General features: G+C 39.8%; 21 protein-coding genes. 5 read left to right on the top strand and 16 right to left on the bottom strand.

Annotation, left to right across the window (positions count from 1 at the left end; genetic code table 11):
* Positions 1-63: 63 nt before the first annotated feature.
* The gene (locus ACL8WY_RS01020) at positions 64-1011 is read right to left on the bottom strand and encodes an FKBP-type peptidyl-prolyl cis-trans isomerase (protein ID WP_436518079.1); all 948 of its coding nucleotides are present in this window, start codon (positions 1009-1011) and stop codon (positions 64-66) included.
* Positions 1012-1045: 34 nt separating this feature from the next.
* Positions 1046-1657: a hypothetical protein gene (locus tag ACL8WY_RS01025; protein ID WP_436516406.1), complete on the bottom strand. Its 612-nt coding sequence runs from the start codon at positions 1655-1657 to the stop codon at positions 1046-1048.
* 107 nt (positions 1658-1764) lie between these two features.
* Here ACL8WY_RS01025 and ACL8WY_RS01030 point away from each other — a divergent pair, with 107 nt between their 5' ends.
* On the top strand, positions 1765-2058 hold the full coding sequence (locus tag ACL8WY_RS01030) for a thiamine-binding protein (protein WP_436516407.1): 294 nt from the start codon (positions 1765-1767) through the stop codon (positions 2056-2058).
* 1 nt (position 2059) lies between these two features.
* On the opposite strand, the gene ACL8WY_RS01035 is transcribed toward ACL8WY_RS01030, so the two are convergent.
* The 12 genes from ACL8WY_RS01035 to ACL8WY_RS01090 form a co-directional block, all read right to left on the bottom strand.
* A complete protein-coding gene (locus ACL8WY_RS01035) occupies positions 2060-3457 on the bottom strand; it encodes a COG3014 family protein (RefSeq protein WP_436516408.1) in 1398 nt (465 codons plus the stop codon).
* A gap of 80 nt (positions 3458-3537) precedes the next feature.
* The gene (locus tag ACL8WY_RS01040; protein ID WP_436516409.1) at positions 3538-4122 is read right to left on the bottom strand and encodes a penicillin-binding protein activator LpoB; all 585 of its coding nucleotides are present in this window, start codon (positions 4120-4122) and stop codon (positions 3538-3540) included.
* Between the two features lie 43 nt (positions 4123-4165).
* Positions 4166-6532 carry a TonB-dependent receptor gene (locus ACL8WY_RS01045; RefSeq protein WP_436516410.1) on the bottom strand — a complete coding sequence of 789 codons (2367 nt, stop codon included), beginning with the start codon at positions 6530-6532 and terminating at the stop codon, positions 4166-4168.
* Positions 6533-6536: 4 nt separating this feature from the next.
* The gene (gene rpe / locus ACL8WY_RS01050) at positions 6537-7190 is read right to left on the bottom strand and encodes a ribulose-phosphate 3-epimerase (protein WP_436516411.1); all 654 of its coding nucleotides are present in this window, start codon (positions 7188-7190) and stop codon (positions 6537-6539) included.
* On the bottom strand, positions 7190-8848 hold the full coding sequence (locus ACL8WY_RS01055; RefSeq protein WP_436516412.1) for a S8 family serine peptidase: 1659 nt from the start codon (positions 8846-8848) through the stop codon (positions 7190-7192). Before ACL8WY_RS01055 ends, rpe begins: the two co-directional genes overlap by 1 nt.
* Positions 8838-9563, bottom strand: a complete 726-nt coding sequence (locus ACL8WY_RS01060; protein ID WP_436516414.1) for a hypothetical protein — start codon at positions 9561-9563, stop codon at positions 8838-8840. Before ACL8WY_RS01060 ends, ACL8WY_RS01055 begins: the two co-directional genes overlap by 11 nt.
* Positions 9560-10675, bottom strand: coding sequence for a tRNA 2-thiouridine(34) synthase MnmA (gene mnmA, locus ACL8WY_RS01065; protein ID WP_436516415.1), 1116 nt, complete (start codon positions 10673-10675; stop codon positions 9560-9562). Before mnmA ends, ACL8WY_RS01060 begins: the two co-directional genes overlap by 4 nt.
* Positions 10676-10824: 149 nt before the next feature.
* The gene (gene arsM, locus ACL8WY_RS01070; RefSeq protein ID WP_436516416.1) at positions 10825-11796 is read right to left on the bottom strand and encodes an arsenosugar biosynthesis arsenite methyltransferase ArsM; all 972 of its coding nucleotides are present in this window, start codon (positions 11794-11796) and stop codon (positions 10825-10827) included.
* Between the two features lie 30 nt (positions 11797-11826).
* Positions 11827-12864, bottom strand: a complete 1038-nt coding sequence (arsS, locus tag ACL8WY_RS01075; RefSeq protein ID WP_436516418.1) for an arsenosugar biosynthesis radical SAM (seleno)protein ArsS — start codon at positions 12862-12864, stop codon at positions 11827-11829.
* Positions 12864-13202, bottom strand: a complete 339-nt coding sequence (locus ACL8WY_RS01080) for an arsenosugar biosynthesis-associated peroxidase-like protein (RefSeq protein WP_436516419.1) — start codon at positions 13200-13202, stop codon at positions 12864-12866. Before ACL8WY_RS01080 ends, arsS begins: the two co-directional genes overlap by 1 nt.
* A gap of 145 nt (positions 13203-13347) precedes the next feature.
* Positions 13348-13590: a DUF6952 family protein gene (locus tag ACL8WY_RS01085; RefSeq protein ID WP_436516420.1), complete on the bottom strand. Its 243-nt coding sequence runs from the start codon at positions 13588-13590 to the stop codon at positions 13348-13350.
* Positions 13591-13592: 2 nt separating this feature from the next.
* A complete protein-coding gene (locus ACL8WY_RS01090) occupies positions 13593-13907 on the bottom strand; it encodes a thioredoxin family protein (RefSeq protein WP_436516421.1) in 315 nt (104 codons plus the stop codon).
* An 84-nt stretch (positions 13908-13991) separates the two neighbouring features.
* On the opposite strand from ACL8WY_RS01090, the gene ACL8WY_RS01095 reads away from it, so the two are divergent.
* Genes ACL8WY_RS01095 through ACL8WY_RS01105 form a run of 3 tightly spaced genes read left to right on the top strand, consistent with a single transcriptional unit; the run spans position 13992 to position 17074 of the window.
* Complete coding sequence (locus ACL8WY_RS01095) at positions 13992-14597, top strand: N-(5'-phosphoribosyl)anthranilate isomerase (RefSeq protein WP_436516422.1); 606 nt, start codon at positions 13992-13994, stop codon at positions 14595-14597.
* 53 nt (positions 14598-14650) lie between these two features.
* Positions 14651-16294 carry a tetratricopeptide repeat protein gene (locus ACL8WY_RS01100; RefSeq protein ID WP_436516423.1) on the top strand — a complete coding sequence of 548 codons (1644 nt, stop codon included), beginning with the start codon at positions 14651-14653 and terminating at the stop codon, positions 16292-16294.
* Between the two features lie 15 nt (positions 16295-16309).
* Complete coding sequence (locus ACL8WY_RS01105; RefSeq protein WP_436516424.1) at positions 16310-17074, top strand: hypothetical protein; 765 nt, start codon at positions 16310-16312, stop codon at positions 17072-17074.
* 2 nt (positions 17075-17076) lie between these two features.
* Here the strand turns inward: ACL8WY_RS01105 and ACL8WY_RS01110 are convergent, their stop codons facing one another.
* Positions 17077-18846 carry an ATP-binding protein gene (locus ACL8WY_RS01110; RefSeq protein WP_436516425.1) on the bottom strand — a complete coding sequence of 590 codons (1770 nt, stop codon included), beginning with the start codon at positions 18844-18846 and terminating at the stop codon, positions 17077-17079.
* Between the two features lie 186 nt (positions 18847-19032).
* Between ACL8WY_RS01110 and ACL8WY_RS01115 the strand changes: the two genes are divergently transcribed.
* Positions 19033-19539 (top strand): exonuclease domain-containing protein, encoded by a 507-nt coding sequence (locus tag ACL8WY_RS01115; RefSeq protein WP_436516426.1) that lies wholly within the window; start codon positions 19033-19035, stop codon positions 19537-19539.
* A 1-nt stretch (position 19540) separates the two neighbouring features.
* Here the strand turns inward: ACL8WY_RS01115 and ACL8WY_RS01120 are convergent, their stop codons facing one another.
* A complete protein-coding gene (locus tag ACL8WY_RS01120) occupies positions 19541-20485 on the bottom strand; it encodes a LysR substrate-binding domain-containing protein (RefSeq protein ID WP_436516427.1) in 945 nt (314 codons plus the stop codon).
* Between the last annotated feature and the right edge of the window lie 17 nt (positions 20486-20502).

Consider the following 20502-nt stretch of genomic DNA (forward strand, 5'->3'; position numbering starts at 1 on the left):
CTAGTATGATGATCAGACGATATCGTTTGGCAGCAGCGAGCAAATTATCCCAAATTTAAACCATTAATCGATGCGGGTGATCTCAAACAATAATGTACTGTATGGTGCGATTCGAGTGGCGTAATCCGGTATAATGGCGTCTTCAACTAAATCATCATTTATTGATGCCGGAATTACTAAGGCACTCTCTCTATATCCTTGGGAAGAAGGAATCATCACCAGCGCCCGCTCTCCTGTCTGCATCAGTGAAACCGCAAACTCAAAACCAGTCAATAAGTCTCTGGGACTCCCTGATCCATAAATCCATTCAAATCCACTATCACTTCCAAAAGAGGAATCGTCGATGAAACGGCCGGCATAGTCAACTACAATTGTATCACCGTTTAAGGGTGATGGGCCGGTACCGGCTCGCAGGCGCTTAAAAGAAATTCCTGAAGCCGGAAAAAGAATAACACTATTAATAGGGTTTGCGACTGTATCATTTAGACTATTTGCTGTGACATAACTATCTATATCAACAAGCTCTTGAGCGAACAGGTCTGTTTCGGCATGAACGGCAGCTAATGTTATTTGTAAGTGAGCGATCAAATCCGGATCAATTGCTCCCGAAGTAAGGTCCTGATATGCTTGATCCGGTGGAAGAATGAAATTGTATATCTCTCCTACTCGCATAAGGCTAATTCCAAAGTCAGCACCTAATGGATAAACAGCAGACGCTCCAACTTTGCAAATGAGTGAATCTCCGTTTGATCTTTGATGCTGGGCGATTATGTTCCCTGCTGGATCGCGTAGCGTATAATAGATGGCTGCTACGCTTCCGGCTACTGCCGGTGTTCCTGTAGGATTCAAGCTATCAGCATAATAATAAATTCCTGAATTATCCCGAGTGGCAGTAATATTCATGGTGTCTAACCATGCTTGAATTTCTTCATCTGCAGTTGTTAAGACGACACTGTCATTGCCACAAGAACTTAATAGTACTACAAAAACCAATATGACTGTGTGTCTCATCACTACCACCAACAACGTTTAAGAATTGGATAGATTATTTGAAGGTCTTACAAAACATCTGAAAAACAGGAATCTTATCTAATTCCAGCTTCTCACCTATCAGTATCATTCGTTGGTATTCTTCCTTTCCAATCTTATGATTTTGATTTATAATATCTTCATCATTTTCAAGAAAGAAGCTTGCAATGAATCGAATGAGCAAGTAAGGTGAATGAAGCACTGCTTGTCTGTATTCATTATAATCTACATCACCTTCGCCAGGCGGTCGGCCTAGATCCAGTTCATTGATCCCACAAGTAACCTTGATAGTCTCCTTCAAAACAGCCATGAATTTGTCAGACCAGTTGTAATAATTCTTAATTAAGAATTTCATAGCATAAACTACCGGATCTTTTTTCATGAAGTATCCTCCTTTTGAAAGCTTTCTAGCTTTTTTATTTAATGCCATTTCTTCAAAAAGCGTGATTTTTCCATCAGCCATAGCAATCCCAATGGTAGGTGCCATGATGATTAATGAGAAAAAATCTTCATCATTGATTTCCAGATAAGGTGCTTCGGTTTTTAAGAAATCCTTTTTTAAGGTTTTGGTAGCTTCCTTTACTTCAGGATACTCAATCATGGATTCAATTTCGTACTCGGTGAACATATTAGGGTGCGGTTAATTAATCAACCTCAAAATAAACCCTTTTAACTAAATAGGGAAAAGTACAGGTCTATTAATTGTAAGAATTATTTTCGCTCAAAACAGAAAAGATGATAGATAAGAATATTCAGCTAGCTATTCAAGTTGTTCCGCTAGAACGCGAAGGTGATGTTTATAAGAAAATTGATGCTGCGATCGAGGTAATTCAAAAGTCAGGAGTTGAGTATATGATAACGCCAATGGAGACCGTGATGCAGGGGCCATATGATAAATTGCAGGAAGTTGCCAAAGATGCGCAGCAAGCGCTGGTGGATGCCGGGTGTAAGGAGTTTTTAGTCAACATAAAAATGCATATCCGGACGGATAATGATGTGACGATGGAAGAGAAAAGACTAGATCGCTGATTTAGAAAGCAATATTACTCTCCAGCGACTGATACGTCTGGAATTGAGTTGAGCCATTTTGTCCAACAAACTTGAATGTTTGCTCACTGCTACCTGAGGCTTTTGGAGTTTCTGTATGAAGCACTATTTCATTCTCTCCTTCCTTCAATGGAATTCTACTGTAGTAAATGCTGTGAGGGATTGTCTGCCAGTTTCGTGTGTCTGCCTGCTCCGAAGCAAAGTTTACAAGCCCTACTAAAAATCCCAGTGTTTCGTCTTCCTTCCGTACTTGCTTTTCGATCATCTTCTTCAGTGCTACCCGTAACAACCCTTTCCCTAATTCTTCGAGCATTCGCTCACGTAATGTCTTAAATGCGATGGCATTTATGTCTTCTGCCTTCTCTAACGGGTAGTAATAATTATCAACCTCTAAGCTCGCAGACATGAAAAACGGTTCTCTTTCCACATACTTTGGAAAAGCCACTCTTGTTCCTGTTAGATCGGTAATGCTGGCATTTCCATCTTCGTTAGTGTCGTAGAAAAAGGGGAAGTTGAGTCCGAATTCTTCATTCTGAAAAAAGACTTGTCCTCCCTCTCCTTTCACAGCTACAAAGTTGATGGACCACTCATCTTTAACGGGAGCCAATCCATTGTGCCAAAAGAATACAAGTTCTCCACCTTCGGAAGGCGGTAGAGCCACATATTCCATTCCAAACTCCTTGCTATACATGTCGAGTTCCGTGGGGAATCCAGCTAAAGAAGCAGTCCTCAAGAGGTCCTTTTTGAGCTGCTCCGGAACTGTCATTCCGAACATCTCTGAATATTCTTTTTGGTATATCTCTAAAGAGTTTCTGTAGGCAATAAAGGCATTGTTATAATCACCTGAAGCATCATATATGATTCCCATCAGGTTGTGAACGAAGGCGTCTTTCTGATACTTACTTTCAGAAACATACTTATCCCCCAACTCGAACAATCGCTGATTCAACCTGCGGCATTCAACCAGGGCCGATTCATAGTTTCCAAGTTTCAGATAATTAAGCGCTTTGTAATAAAGCAACATGAGATGCTCATGATCTTCACCCGGGTAAACAATCAGGTTTGGATTGAGAAAATAGGATGCGGCAAAATTGAGGTAATTCTTATGATAGTCCTCTCCGAACAAATACGCTTGCTCCAACCAGTTATTACTTTCCTCATAATTACCTAAAAGATGCTCTACTACACCTTGATTGGCATAATATAGAAATCGTGTCTTACTCTTTGCTGCTTTCTTATTTTGGTCAAGAATACTGGCTGCCTGCTCAATATTTCCCTGCTCAAAATTCTTATTGAATTCATAATTCAGCTGATAGAAAGAAGCACAGCTTGAGAGTACAATGAGTATTGCAAATGAAAATATGGTCTTAGTTGAAACCATGTATAGATGTGGTGATTTATAAGGAGAGAGTTAAAAAAAGCAACAGGCTTATGTGAGTGAGCCTGTCGCTATCAATGGTACTAGTTCTTAATGTACTTCTTGATTTCTTTGTCTCCGAGCCAAACTTTCTCGTTGGTTTCTATGCTCACCAACTCCAGATTGACTTTGTAGTTCACCACTTTTTCCTTCTTATAAGAGTCGGTTACGGCAGTAATTACTCCAAACATCATAAAGTCTGCTCCTAGCTCTTTTCCCCATTGCGCTTGAGTCTCAGGAGAAGCAAACTCTCCTTGCTCTGCGCGCTCTTGACGCAGCTTCTCACGAAAATCAGAATTGGACACCACTCGTACAAAACCCGAATTGATGAATTCTCTTTCTATGTCCTTAATGAAGGTTTCAGCTTCGATATGCTCGGAGCTTTTATTCTGAACGTATCCGACAATTACTACCGGCTTACGATCGTTTTCTATTTTGAAGTTGTTATGCCACGGCCTGCCAGTGACATCCTGAATCATTTCTTCAGCTACTAACTTAGAGTCGGTATCGTTCCAACGACCGCTGAGATCTACCTGCTGGTCTGGATTGATACGTGTGACTTGTCTATTGCAAGAGGCTAGAACGACTACAGCCAATACTAGCATGGATAATTGAGTGATTTTTTTCATTTTTATTAAGCTATTCGTAAAACAAAGATAGGTGATCCTTCACCTAAAAGTCTGCTGAAATTCTGAAATTCAAAAACCTTGCCGATAATGAATTAGGTATAGCTAGTTGTGCTCCGGTCACGTCTTGTATCCATGAATATGATAAGGTGTTATCTGCGCCTAAGACATTTAACACTTCAGCCCTTAACCATAAGGTTTTCAAATACTTATGATTAGTTAGTTCAAATGATTTCGACAACCCAATATCCACTCTATAGTATTCATCTCCCGAAAAAATATTTCTTGCATTTATTTCATTAGGTGGTCCTAATGGATAGCCGGAACCAAACACTGAGTTGACATAAACTCGCATGCTTGGATCATTCGGCAGGTGATCTTCGAAGTAAAATGCCAGATTTATGCGTTGATCTGATGGTCTTCTAATGAATCCTTTGTCATCCTCAGCAATATCTTCCTGGGTATTTAAAATCCCTAAGCTGAACCAGGATTGCGTACCTGGAATGAATTCGCCATTAATCCTAAAATCAAATCCATAGGCTATTGCTTTTGCGTCATTATTCGCAAAATATCGTAATCGCACATTGTCTATATCGTATGCTATTACATTATCGAGTGTCTTATAATACACCTCCGTGGAGAATAAGAATGGTCGGTTCCACCAGCTTAATACCCTTTCCATGGCACCGATGATATGAATCGATTGCTGAGCTTCGACATCTTCTCGGATTGCTCCAGTCTGGTCTCTGAGCTCACGATAAAACGGAGGCTGACTATACTTTCCTATTGAGAGTCTAAATGATGTTTCACGTTCCCAATTGGGTTTAAATCGATATATCAATCGTGGACTAACCAACGTCTCGCCATTGTAGTCTAAATGATTTAGCCTCACTCCTACATTTACTGCATGCATGGAGTCTTTGGTGAAAATGGTGGTTTGTAAGTACCCGGTAATAGAAGTGGTGTTGAGTTCAAGTTCGTTGAATGTGCTCTCATTTACATTCACGAATCCAGCTGAGTCTAAAAATGAGTATTCATTCAGTTCGTCATTAATGATATTTCGATTCAATCCAACACCTGCCTCTAAGATGGACCAATCAGACATCAGGTATTCATTACGCCATTCAGCATTGTAAATCTGCGCTTCTAACTTGTTTCTCCCGTAATTAAAATTGGTACCTATGCCACGAACTACCACGCATTCATTGAAGCTATTAGATCCTGGATTGTTGTCTACATCGCAAATTCGATAGGCTCCTTCTACGTTATAGTTTTCTCGCTCAGACGTATATACGCCAGAAAAAATCCATCGGCTCAAAAACTTGTTTGACCAACGGTGAGAGAGATTAAATCCACTTTGATAGGTATCATAATCGAGCTTCTCTCTTCCATCAAAGGCAGTCTGTACACGCAGGTTTTGAGAAACGGATCCAAACTCTGTGGTTTGAGATTCCGGTAGCGTCAAGTACCTGTTTCTCCCGTATGCCAGCAACCAGTTGAGTTTGGTTCGATTGATTTGTTGACTATTATTACCCGAAAGGTCAAAGGTGAAAAAGGCTTGAGCGTCTGTATATGAAGGTAGATATTGTCCGTCTGTCTCAAGGGTGTTTAGTAAGTACCGCGAATCCCGGTGACGTGCACCAAATAAATATTGAATATTGTCGTCTACGCGATTGCCTATAAAGGCTGTTCCACCTAGTAGTCCAAAATTAATCTGACCTTCTAATGATTCAGGCTCTTTGTAGTCGATATTCAGAGATGAAGAAAGCTTATCTCCATACTTGGGTTCCCATCCACCTGCATAAAAGCTAATATCACCAACCAGATCCGGATTGACAAAGCTGAGGCCTTCCTGACGACCAGCGTTGGCAAGGAAAGGACGATATACCGGAATGTCATTTACATAAACAAGGTTTTCATCAAAGTTGCCACCTCGCACATTGTATGCTGATGATAGCTCGTTATTTCCGGCTACACCAGGTAATGTCAATAAAACCTTATTGAAATCACCAAATGCAGATGGTAAGTTTTGTGCCGACTTGGGATCGATTTTAGCAGCTGGATCAATGGCATCTTTCTCCCGCTCGCCTTCTACTTGAACGTCTTCCAACTGTGTTGCCTGAGGCTTCATCGTGACAATGAAATCGCTAACATCAGTTGGAATATTACTCAGTTCGTAGGTACCATACTGCACATGGGAGAAAATAAGATCATACCTTCCTGAGGCGATTTCGAGAAGAAAATACCCATTGGCATTGGAAATAGTACCTATCGTTCGATTGGATTTGACGATTACATTGACCGCCGGAATCGGATCACCGTTTTCATCAACTACTCTACCTTCAATTACATCTTGTTGGGCATGGAGTGAGAAACTCAGTAAAGCCAGGATTAGTAAAATCAGTGATTTCAACTGATTAGGATTTTTTGAGATTTGCGATGGTTTGGGCTGGATCATCTGATTTAAAAACGAAACTTCCGGCCACAAGCATATCCGCTCCGGCATTAAAAAGTTCGCCAGCATTCTGATCATTTACTCCTCCGTCAATTTCAATAATGATCTCCGGGTTAATCTGATCCACCATTTTCTTAAGCTTTCTCGTTTTATCAAAAGTGGTTTCTATAAACTTTTGCCCTCCAAACCCCGGATTTACTGACATTAACAAAACCAGATCTACATAAGGAAGGATTTCTTCTAATGAGCTTACAGGCGTATGAGGATTAATAACTACTCCGGCCTTAGCTCCTAGTCTTCTAATTTCTGTAACCGTGCGATGCAAATGTCTGCAAGCTTCCTGGTGTACTGTGATTATCTCAGCTCCGGCCTTCATGCAATCTTCGAGATATGGATCGGCATGTTCGATCATTAGGTGATAATCCATCGGCTTTTTCGCATGCTTATGAATAGCCTTACAAACCGGAAAGCCAAAAGAAATATTGGGAACGAAGACGCCATCCATGATATCAATGTGGATGTAATCTGCTTCGCTTTGATTGAGCATTTCTACTTCTTGCTGAATATTGCCAAAGTCGGCTGCAAGAAATGAAGGGGCGATTAGTTTCTTTGACATTAGAAGTTTACAAGTTTGACGACTTTCTGATTATTTCCTATTTGCAAGAATAAGAAATAAACTCCTTGTTGGCTACCATCAATCGTCAATTCCATTTTTTCCTTGATTTCACTCTTCCTGAATTCGCGTTGAAAGATCAAACTTCCTTTTGGGTCCATGATACGAATGCTCATTCCTTCTCTAAACTTTCCATCTGTAATTAGGAACAGTGTATCACCATTAAAAGGATTGGGATAAAAAGTCACTTTATCATTCAGGATATCATTTACATTAAGCGCCCTTACATCTTTAGCGAACGTATAGTTCGGAACTCCATTTCCTAATAATGAATCTGGTTTGCCAGCTTGGTGAGCTGAGGTCTTTATCGCTGTGATAACTTCATTCACTGTTCGTTCAGGATTTAGTTGCCATATGCATGCAGCAAATCCTGCGATCAATGGTGAAGCAAAGCTTGTTCCGCTGCCTCTGGAAATCGTACCATCTCCTCTCATCACAGTTGTTGCCGCTCCAAATGCTGCTACATCAGGTTTAATTCTACCATCTGCAGTATTGCCAACGGAACTGAATGAAGAATAAGAGAAATCCGGATTTGCACTCCCCACTGTAAGAACACCTTTTGCATCTGCTGGTGGAGTAATTCGCCTCCAGCTCTTGTTTCCTTCATTCCCGGCACTTATCGTTACAATCATTCCTTTGTCAGCTGCCCACTTTGCTGCTCTTGATACAATGGTGGTTTCACCATCCATGTCTTCAAACGTGTAGTTATGACTACTTATATCAAACAGTCGATAGCCTAAGGACCCATTGATTACATCTGCTCCTAAACTATCGGCGAATTCAGCGCCAAGAAGCCAGTTGTATTCTTCCAGGGTGTTTTCAGCTTGATTATCTTCTGTAATGCACAAGATATAATTTGCCTCAGGAGCAATACCAATCAAGTGACCATCCTCAGACTCAAAATCTGAAGCTATAATTGAGAAAACCGAAGTGCCATGACTTCCAAACTGGAATACATTGCCCGAATTCTGAACAAAATCTTTAGTGGCAATAATCTGATTGTTTTCCCATAAATGTTGAAAGGGTACGTATTTATCCACGCCTGTGAAACCATTATCCAGCACAGCAATGATCATTCCTTGCCCTTTGATATCTTCAGCATGCATCTGATCAGCTGCCAACATCATCAACTGAATGTCCGAATCACCGCTTACTGATGGTGGGTCCAGAAATTCGGTGGGCGATTCAAATGGAGTTTTATCATTGCTAAGGCGAGTAGTATCTGCGATCCAAGCGATGCTATCCACAAAATCAAGTGACTCTACTTCATCTAATAGTGTTGTATCAATATTGACAAGTGCTCCGTTCAGCCATCTGGAAGTGAAGTAAACCCCGACTCCATAATCTCTAAGTCCTTGTGTATAGCTTGGATTAACAGGTAAGTCTGAATCGTCTATACCTATGTTTTGCTTGGCTCTGCGATCTATGGACCTTTGTGTAAGAAATTCTTGCGGATTTGAGATAGAATATGGATAGTTATCTCCCGCTTTGTCAGCGAAATAAATGAAATATCTATTGACTTTACTTATCTCATCTTCACCCTGAGAAAGTGATTTGAAACTAAACAGCAATAAACATACGATCAAAAGACTATTCCTCATTTCCTGTTTCAATTAATGTCTGCTTGAGCGATCGTCCTCCAATTACCTCACCAAAATCTGCTCCGCAATCGCTTGAAGTACACTTCTTTTGTGTTAAGTAATCCTTTTCTACCAACCCCACTCCTTCTACATAGACCTCACTGCGCAAATCTACACCGGTCACATTTTCTTCAATATCCTCAATTATCAGTCTTATATGATTTTCCGAACCAATAGAATCAATTATCGGATCTGCAGCAGATTGATAGTAGTAAGTAAGCTCGCTCCTACTGTTTAAACTGTTTCCATCCCATTCTCTGCCTTCTGTTACAGGAAAGGTCAATTTGATAAAAGGAATGTTGTTTTCGGTGATGGATAGATAACTAGATGTTCGCGTAACGATCCAAACTGAATCACTTTCCCAGTTGCTCATTGCATTTACTCTGATATCACGCCTAAGCAAATAAGAGGTTTGGTCAATGGATTGAATTGAGTCGAAAATGGTTTCCTTTAGCTGATAGGTTGTAGTATCAAAACCACTCACTAGATATCGGATCTCCTCTACATCATAAACTCGATATTGACCTACTATTAGCGGGTAAAACTCATACCCGAGTGCGTCAGGCCCTAAATCTTTAGATTCGTTGCAAGATGTAATAATCACAGATATCAAAAGCGCGAAAAAGCTTCTCAATATCCATTTTAATGAACTTAAACTATCTGTGATTGATCTCAATTTTCTCTATTCTGATGAAAGCTCGAAGTAATCCATCCACCGCCAATCACATCGTCTCCTTCATAAAACACTGCTGCCTGGCCCGGAGCTATTGCGCTTACGCCATTGCCGAAATAGACTTTCATTGTTTCTCCGACTTGTTCAATAACGGCAGGATTGCCTTTGTCATTGTAACGCACCTTTGTAATTGTATCTTTTCGTTCTCCTTCTATGGAAGCATACTTCTGCATGTTGAGCTGCCTTACATACATGCCATCTCGACTTAATTCATCGAATGTACCAAGTATAACTCTATTCGTATCTTTCTGTATTTCAGTAACATAAACAGGATAACCTAAAGCTACACCTAGACCTTTTCGTTGACCAACTGTATAGAAAGGATAGCCTTCATGCTTCCCGACAATTTCACCCGATTCCAAGACAAATTCACCACCTGCCACTTGTTCTTCTATGCCCTCTACTCTCCTTTTCAAAAACCCTCTATAGTCATTATCTGGAACAAAGCAGATTTCATAAGATTCTGACTTAGTCACTAATTCGTAGAATTCCCGCTCACGTGCCATGTCATATATCTCTGACTTCTTAAGGTGCCCCAATGGGTATTTAGTTCGACTTAAGCTTTCCTGCGAGATGCCCCATAAGGCGTAGGACTGATCTTTATAACCATCTGCACCTCTTGAAACAACAAATCGATCATTCTCCTGGCGAATCTTCGCGTAGTGACCAGTAGCAATAAACTCACAATCTAGTTTATCAGCTCGACGGAGTAATGCATCCCATTTAATGTGAGTATTGCACATCACACATGGATTCGGTGTGCGCCCTGCCATGTATTCATCGGTAAAATAGTCGATGACAGCATCACCAAACTCTTCTCTGATATCTATGATGAAATGTGGGAATCCCAAGTTCACCGCAATGTTTCTTGCGTCGTTGATAGAATCCAGACTACAACAGCCGGTTTCTTTTGAACTTCCTCCCGAGGTTTGATAGTCCCATGTTTTCATGGTCATTCCTATTACCTCATATCCTTCTTCGTGTAGCATCACTGCAGCGAGTGAGCTATCAATGCCGCCGCTCATGGCGACTAAAATTCTTCCTTTTTTACTCATTTATTTCGTATTTCGCCGGGTTCACAGCCACGGTTTATACATCAAGATGCAAAGGTAGTGATTTAGTTAATTAGTGATTAGTTAATTAGTAAAATGATGGATTGACAACATGATCATAATCCTAATTTATTAATCGACTTTTCGACAATTTAGCAGCAGCCACCTCCGTCGTAGAAGAATGTACTCTCACTAACATATACATCTTCATTTTCAATAGTTTGTAGGTTTCCTGCGGTCTTATCACATACAGAAAGTGGTTGATTGTACATCAAAACATGGCCTGCATGATCGTCATAGTACTCCTGATCTCCTGTATAGATTGCAGTCTTGCCCGTAAACACACATGGTCCGTCTGCTGGCATTGGGTCCTTAATAGCGCAAACCTCCACACTTTCAATATGAATCGGTTGATTTGTGTCGTAGTGCTTGGTATCTAGAATTCTATATGGACGTTTTGCCCTGATTTCCACAGTCCCAAACCCTACATCGGTGATCATTTTGATATAGTCTTTCAAAGGCAATGCCCCACTCAGGCAAAGGCCTCTCAGTTCGGGATCATTCTTAAGGTTTTCCGGCATCATATCCTCACTAATGGGGTCAGAAAGGACTAAACGTCCGTTAGGCTTCAACACTCGATACGTCTCCTTGAGTGCTGTTTTTAGGTCTTCTTCATGAAAGATGTTAAACAAACAGTTTTGTGCAGCAACATCAATTGACTCATCTTCTACAGGCAAGTTTAGTGCGTCTCCTTTGCGTAAGCTTACAAAATCAGATTTAAACCAATCATTAGCTGACTCAGCTTCTTTGAAGTTGTTTTCGCATGCTTCGAGCATTTCATCGACCACATCGACACCAATAACACCTTCCTTTTGTCTGCTGAAGTAGGAAAACTGAAGCAACTCCATGCCACCACCTACTCCTACATATAGGATCTTAGGGTTGTTGATCAAATCCCTCGGGTGTACAGTACTGCCACAGCCATAGTTCATTTGTTGCATGATCTTGGGAATATCTAACCCCGGAAATGCCCAAATTGGTGTGGTTGTGCAGCATAATCCTACATCTGGGGTTTCTGCTGCTCTTCTGTAAATGTCTTTAGTGGTATCTAAGTATGCTTCCATTTTAGCTATAATTCTTTCTTTTTTGTCTTATTAGGTAGTTGTTCCGCCGCAGCTTGATCCTGCTCCTGCAGTACAACCGTAGCAATGTTGACTCAAAATGATCTCCCTTTTTTCTAGCTCCTGAACATCAAAGTCTTTAATGTGCTGAGGTCCATTTACCTTTAATTCCAGCATCTGATTGAAATCACAATCATACAGGTTCCCATCCCAACTAATACTGATGGTGTTTCGACACATCACTCCAAGCGCTGCTGCCGGATTAAACGCATTGGCAAGCTCTTCCATATAGTCTTCATACTTCTCTGTCTTCACTAAATATTCTAAAAACCGACTTATTGGAAGGTTAGTGATTGCATAGAGATCATTGAAGACAATGTTATACTCAAGAAGCTTGCTTTTGAATTGGCTTTCCAATGCTCCTTGATCACCGGGAAGGAAGGCTCCTGCAGGATTATATACTAAATCAAGCTTCAAGTTGGAATCTTTTTGTCCATACCCTACTTCATTGAGCATCTGCAGCGCTTTTATGGACTTTTCAAATACGCCATCACCTCTTTGTGCATCTGTTCTTTTAGCTGTGAAATAAGGAAGGCTGGAAACAACGTTGATTTTGTGCTTTTTGAAAAACTCTGGCAAATCATTGTATTTCGGGTTTGCCAGAATGATGGTAAGATTGCATCGTACGATAATTTGCTTTCCAAGCTTACTCAACTCTTCCACAAACCACCTGAAATCAGGATTCATTTCAGGTGCGCCTCCTGTAAGGTCAACTGTAGATATATCGGTTCCCTCTAATGCATCGAGACATTGCTGCATGGTCTCCCGTGTCATAATCTCTTTCCGGTCCGGACCCGCATCTACGTGGCAATGTGCACAAACCTGATTACACATCTTGCCTACATTGATTTGAAAAATATCAATATTGGTAGGCTTGAGCGGCAATTGACTTAGTTCATTTAGCTTGCTTTCGAATGATGGAATATTGATCGATTGATAATCATCAAGTACCTCAATCTGCCCCTCCGGAGTACCTAGTCTATGTTTTTGCCTCTGTAGTGATTTTAACATTACATCAATTTATCGTTCACTTGATTCATCATTTGAACACCATGAACCAAGACTGCCCCACTTTTAATTGCCGCAGCTACATGAACAGCTTCCATCATCTGCTCCTCATCTACACCTTTCTTCAAACAATCTGATGTGTAGGCGTCAATACAATATGGGCAGTGTACTGCATGTGATACTGCAAGAGCAATGAGTGATTTTTCACGAGCAGTTAATGCACTGTCCTTGAACACATTACCGTAGTAGTCAAAAAATTTATCACCAAGTTCTTTTTGCCACTCGGTGATATCACCAAACTTCTTTAAATCCTCAGATTTATAATATGTTTCGTTTTTCATAGGCTGTATAACAATATGAGATCATTTAAAGTTGATCATAAACAAGAAAAGGTTGTTCTCCCTTTATCAAAAATCAAAGCTAAATACTTGATTTACGTAAAACTTATAGCTATTGGATTTCTTAAACCAATGGTCGTCTAGTTGTCTATGATATGGAATTTCTTACTCGACTAGTGTATTCTCTCAGCGCGGTTTTAAAATCAGATCCATTTTCCTCCATCGTTTGGATGACTTGAAGAGCTGCAAATGCATGTGTTAGTTGTTCTCCTTCATCATCACCAGGAATAGTTATTTCAGGCTTTTGCTCCTCAGCTATTGCCGCTTCTGCTTTAATAAGTTCTTCTTTTGAGTATGTCTCAATGAGCTGTTTAATAACGGGAATCTTCATAGTTATAAGGACTTTATCATTTCCACTACTGCTTCTTCTTTACTTGTAGGCTGGCCAGATACAAGTTCACCATCCTTGAAGGTAGCGAAGAATGGTAGGTTGGTAACACCTGCTAATTTCCTGGCCTCCGGACTTTTCTCTGCATTTACATCTAAAAAAGAAACATCTGAAAACTGCTGATCTTCAGACAGTCGTCTAAACTTTGGTGAAAACAAGCGGCAACTGCCGCACCAGTCCGCATAATACTTTACTATCACTTTGCTATTTTGATTTAATGCAAGGTTAAAATCTTCGTCTGTCTTAAGTTCTACTGCCATTTGAATGTTTTTTGAGCAAAACAGCAAAATAATTCAAAATGTTTCGCTTAGAAGGTTTTCTTTGCGACCAAAATTCATAATTCCATGGGACTCGCAACTTTTGTGAAAATTAGTAATGTTTCCAATTTATCAGATGCTCGATATTGTGCAGGTATGATGGTAGATGTAATCGGGTTCAATATTGACCCTACCACAGACACATTTGTAAGTGAATCTGATTTCAATGAGATTACCAATTGGGTAGCGGGAGTGGAATTTGTCGGTGAATTTCATGATGCTACAGAAGAGCAGATTCGTGAAGCAGTAAAGAAATACCCTGTCAATTACATCGAGATTGACAACCTTGATTTAGTTGAGAAAGTCGGACTTCTAGGAAAACCTTTGATTGTGCGTTTGAGTATTAATACCGAAGAAGAACTGAATCAGCTAAAGTCTACCTTAAGTTATCTGGATGAGCTTGTCAAGATCGTACTTTTAAAAACTGATAATCCGGCGTTGTTTGAGGCAATTGATTCTAAGATTGGCTATTACAACGGCCATCTAAAGCTGCTGAAGGGATTCAATATTACCACCTCCAAAGATTTGACCAAATTTCCAGGCTTAGAGCTTGAGGCCACCAAGGAAGAACGACCAGGGTTTAAAGACTATGGGCAGATAATGGATATTCTTGAGCTTATCGAAGAAGATTGATGTTGTAATTAATGTTTTAGTCCTATTGATTATATTGTTATCAAAAGATAATAATGAAGAAAATCCTTTTTATTGTTTTTTATTTTTCCACCATAGCCACCTTTGCTCAACTGGAAGAAATTAAAGAAAAACTCAAGTCTAAAGACAGGTCTGAGGGGACTGTTTTTTGGCTTTGTGATTCGGCTTATGCAATCCACAGTAATGACCCAGCACTTGCTGAACAAGTGGCTTTACTCGCATTGGAATTAGCTAAACAAATTGGCTCAGATTTAGGAGCTGCCAAAGCAAATCATGTTGTTGGAATTACTCATTGGGCAAGAGACAATTATACTGAATCAATTGATTACTACCTGGAAGCTTTAGCGTACTACGAAAAACTTGGAAACCTTCATGGCATGGCTCTCATACGTATTAATGTGGGTAACGTATATGATGACCTCAATCAAACGGAGCGAAGCAAAAGCTATCATAGGTCAAGCATAAAAATACTTAGGGAGTTAGGTGACTCTGTTAACTTGGCCAGGGTATTAAATAATCTTGCCATCGCACACAGAAGGACAGGCCATTCCGACTCAGCATATTCTAGCTATCAAAGAGTAATGGCGATCAAAAGATCGCTCCAAGACTCGATTGGTGTGGCGAGAACTTTCAACAACATTTCATTGCTCTTTCTAGAAAAGGAATCTGGTGTCAATCAAGAAGATGCAACAATTGCATATAACAATTTGATTTCCGGATTTGAATATTTGAAAGAGGGGGATGATAACCGACTCTATGCAACTATTTGTGCAAACTTAGGAAGAGCCATGACACTGTCAGGCCAACTGAGTGGCAATGAAAGATACTTCGATAAAGCGCTAGAAATTGCAAAAGAATATGACTTCAAAGTCATTGAGCAGTGGGTCTATATGTATTATGCAGAGTTGTTTGTGCGTAGGAAAGACTATCAGCAAGCATTCGAGTATTTTGCTAAAGAAGTAGCTCTGGACAAGGAATTACGAAATGCTGAAATTAACGAGCAAATAGAAGAACTAAACATTAAATACGAAACCGTAAAAAAAGAAAAACAGATAGCCGAGCTCGAAAGACAAGAAGCTGTTGATAGAGGCATTCGGAATTTGCTTTTAGCAGGAGTCATCGCTGTGATACTCATAGCCTTGGTCCTTATCTTCTACAGTTATCAAAAGAGGAAAAAAGATAAATTAATTGCTCAACTGCAGCTTGATAAGATGTCTGAGGAGCTAATTTCAAAAAACAAGGAAATTGCTTCCTACACGATGAGTTTTCTTCAAAAAAATCAGTTGATGGAGGAATTGAAAGATCAAATAAATGAGCTAAAGAAGAACTCTGATATAACCACAAACAAGGAACTCACAAGAATCAACAGAATTGTGGATAATACTTTCAGATCTGATGAGGAATGGAAAACATTCCAAATCACATTTGATCAAATGCACGATGGTTTCTTCAAGGATCTTAAAAAAACATTTCCTGATATCAGTAATGCGGAACTTAAACTTTGTGCATTATTGCGACTCAATATGAACCTCAAGGAGTCTTCAAAAATACTTGGCATTGCTGCCGATAGCGTAAAAACAGCCAGATATAGATTGCGAAAAAAATTGGGATTGAAAACAGAAGACAATTTGATTGATTTCCTTATCCAGTTTGAAAATCCTGTCAAAACATCCGCCTGATTTAAACTACAACTAATGAAAAAAATCAGCTATTTGATAATCCTGTTATTCATATTTTCATGCTCAGGAGACACAGAACCCTTACCGGATAATGGAGGTGATGAAACTGGAGTTTCTATTGATTCTTTTGATGGTTCAGGTGATTTGGAAAACTACACAACCAATAATGCAAGTTCACTTCCTACTGTCGAGCAAGTATCAGGCAGATATAGAGCTGAATTGGTAGATAATACTGACAATGTCACGCTTCATTTTAATGAACAACAAGGACGCTTAGATGCAAAACGTGTTGCTTTTCCATTTGAATTTATTGCCAGAAATATCGGGATCGGGACGATAAATAATTCCCAAGAAGCTCCGGCTCATCAAAATGATGCTTACAATTTTTGTGGAGTTCAGGTTCATGTTCTTGATTTAAGTTCTCCCAATTCTTCACATGTTGTAGTTGGTCATCGTGGATCCACGGGATTTACAATTGAAGGAAAAAACACCTTAAATGGGTCTTCTTCTGTTAATGATATAGGCGCGAATACAGTTCCAGACGGTCGTGCTGATATTCGAATTGTGGGCAATGAGGATCGAACCATTTCCGTTTTTTGGCAAACGCCCAATTCTGGTAATCAAAATGACAACTGGACTCTCTATAACGATACTGGAAACCTGCCAGGAACAGCTCCTGTATATGATAGCGAGGTATATGTAGGTTTGATTACATATGCCTTCTATACCACAGGCATCCCTTTTGTTGGAACCTGCGATCAGGTCGAAATAACCGAGTAGTTTTAGGTCTGAAGGTCTATGTGGAAAGTTGTGCCTGCTCCTAATTGCGAATCGTAAGATACTTTTCCTCCCATCCGCTCAGTAAATAGTTTGACAATTGAAAGTCCAAGTCCAATTGATTCTTCACCTTGCGTTGGTTTAGCACTTAACCGCTGATACTTTTGAAATACTTTCTTTTTGTCTTCCTCCGTCAATCCAGGCCCTTGATCTGAAACAGAAATTCGTGTCAGGCTACCTTTCGTGTTGGTTGAAATCTTTATTGTAGAATTTTCCTTGCTATACTTGATTGCATTCGAAATCAGATTATCCAGGATTTGCGCTATATAGATTTTATCTGCGTTTACATACAGGCCATTCTCAAGATTTTTGGCAACAGTTATGGACTTGTCCAGTGCCTTGGACTTATTATCTTTCACTACTTGATCGACCACTCCTTCAAGCTCAAGCTTTTCCAGTTTGATGTTATGTTTTCCGGTCTCAATCGCATCAACATCCAATATTTTGTCAATCAGCGAGCGCATCTTGTCTGATGATTGTAGTATAAAACCAAGTAAAGTATTGCCCTGATCACTCAGTTTTTCATTCGTCTCAATGATCTGAGCTCCGTTCAAAATATTCGATAAAGGTGACCTAAGGTCATGAGCAAGCACTTGAATCAGGTTATTTTTTTCTTCATTAAGTGCTCTTAACTGGTTATTTGTTTCTTCTACAAGTCGTTGCTGCTCAAGCAGTCTATCGGTGTTTTGTGATTTAATCCGATAAAGGGCTATAATTAAAAATAAGATGACCAACGCCACTATAATTATCGAGATCAGGATGATAGTCAGTCGTTCGGATTTCTGATCGCGTTCTGCTGCTTCTAGCAATTGCTCGTATTGAGATTCTTTCTCACGATTAGAAATTACTATCTCTTCAAGCGGCCCTATTTCTGCAGACTTAGAAATTCGCTCAATGATATCGGTGGCATTAGCACCTAGGTATTTTTCAATGATACTACGCTTATCTGATTGAAACTGATCGCTATTAAAATACTCTTCAACCGGTTCTAACCAGTCACTCTTAAGAGGATAGATCATGGCCAATCCTTCAAGTTTCACCGGGAAATAGAACTGGCGTCTCACCAATGTGTTGCTTTCGATAGCCACCAAAAAATTAGCAATATCTATATATCCAAAGCTATTAGATTGCTCGCCTATGCGGTCAATAATATTTCCGCTATTTCTCACAAATTCTATTTCAAAATCTATATTGAGATCAGACTTCAATCTTCTTAAGGATTCCGCTAGTGTCGTATTTGTAATTGAAATTGCCGTATTCCCATCCAAGATTTTTTTAAGCTCTTCTTCCGTTAGAGCTATAGGAAGATTAGAATTGGTAATCATGATTGCCACATCAGCCAAATATGGTGGAGTGAAGTTGAAGAACTTCTTTCTTTCATCTGTGATTGAAATTGAGGAAGAACCAAATGTGCCGTCGTTTCCGTCTGTTATAGTCTGAAGCACATTGCTGAAGCTGTTGGTTTCGATCCAACGCATCTCGATGCTCAGCCCATGCTTCTTATTGAGATAGTCAATAAATGCACTGGCAAGATCATGCTCTACTCCATCGATAATATCTAATGAATTGTCAATGACTATATTGTTAGGATACCAATAGAACTCAACCACACCTCTTTTTTCACGACGGATTTTTGCCCAACTGTCTCCATTAGCCAGGGCTTCTATCCCAATACTAAACACTGTAAGGAATAATATGATGATTCTCTGAAACATGAATAATAGTGGCTATCTAAATATAAACGCTTATTGGTTCAAAATGCCAATTTCAAATGCAATGATTCGTTTATAAACTACGAAGTAGGTCCTGATTTGGATCAACTACCCATACCATGAATCAAGTTTTTATTGAAAAATGGGTTAAATAAGCAACAGAAGTTACTATTGAGTTAATTTTAAGTAATGCCCTTGGAATCGTTTTCAGCACTTGATTTTGAAACAGCCACCTGGAATCCGACCAGCATCTGCCAGGTCGGTTTAGTAAGAGTGGTAGATGGAGAAATAGTTGAAAAAGTAGATAGGCTGGTGCAGCCTCCTAAAAATGAATATTTCTACAAAAACATTGAGGTACATGGAATCAAACCTGAAGACACGATAGACGAACCGCTGTTCGAGAAGGTTTGGTTTGATTTTCGTCATTTAATCGAAGATCAGGTCGTGGTGGCACATAATGCTGCTTTTGATGTTAATTGTTTGCAAAATACGCTCGCCTACTATGACATTGCTCAACCTCATTTTGAGGTTCGATGTACAAGACTAATTTTTCGTAGAGGGCTTGCTTATTTGAGTAAGAAATACAAAATTCCGCTTTCACATCATGATGCGCTAAGTGATGCTAATGCATGCGCTCAACTTTATTTGAAACATCTCAGGAGGCAAGCTTTACCGAAAACGGGCTCACTTTTCTAAGTTATTTCCAATCTTCCAGAATACCAGGATCTACTACTTCCCTCCCACTTTTTTCTCTCATTGGAGCCGGGACACTTGCCTTTATTTTTTTAGTCAAGATTTCGAAAAGATGCTCCTTGCCGGTAAGCTTTCGTGTGACAAAACCCACCTCCCGCACTTTGTCTTCGAGTAAAATTAGATTTTGTTCCTGGTCAGAATCAAGACTCAGTGTGGTCAACTCAGGTAATATTGTAGAACCTCCTTGGTTGTCCACCATTCTAAGTAGTGAATCTATTGAGCTACAGTGGTAGGAGATATGTGAATTAGACTTTACATTTTTTAGTGAACAAATGTCACTCACTTGATCCCGAAAGCAATTTCCCTCTTCCAATAACCATAAGTTTTTAAGATCCAGATTGGAGACTTTCAGCGACTTTGCTTGGTCTATTTGCTCAAGGTTGTTGTACATGTAAAACGATTCATAAAACAAGGGTTTAACTGTAATACCCTGTCTGGAAATGGGCGTAGATATGATGCCACCATCCAAATCGCCCAGTCTTATTTTGTGTAGAATATCTTCGGTTAATAGCTCATGAATTTCAAGAGACAATTCCGGATATTGATCCAGAAGTGAGTCCAAAAACAATGGCACCAGATAGGGAGATAGCGTGGGGATGATTCCCAATTTCAGTTCGCCTCCAAATTGACTGCCTAGCGTTATTGCGTATTCTTTTAGCTGCTTGCTCGCTCTTACAATTTCACCAGCTTTGAGCAAAAATTTCAATCCTTGCTCTGTTGGCTCTATCCGCGCTCTTGACCGATCAAACAATGATATCCCTATCTCATTTTCCAGGTTTTTAATCTGGAGACTTAATGCAGGTTGTGTCATATTCAATGATTGTGCTGCGCGTGTAAATGATCCAAGCTTTTCCAGAGTCAATGCATATTCCAACTGCTGTAAATTCATAAGCAAATCATATTAAT

It is taken from the genome of Ekhidna algicida (genome assembly GCF_051379705.1).
Classification (GTDB): Bacteria; Bacteroidota; Bacteroidia; order Cytophagales; family Cyclobacteriaceae; genus Ekhidna.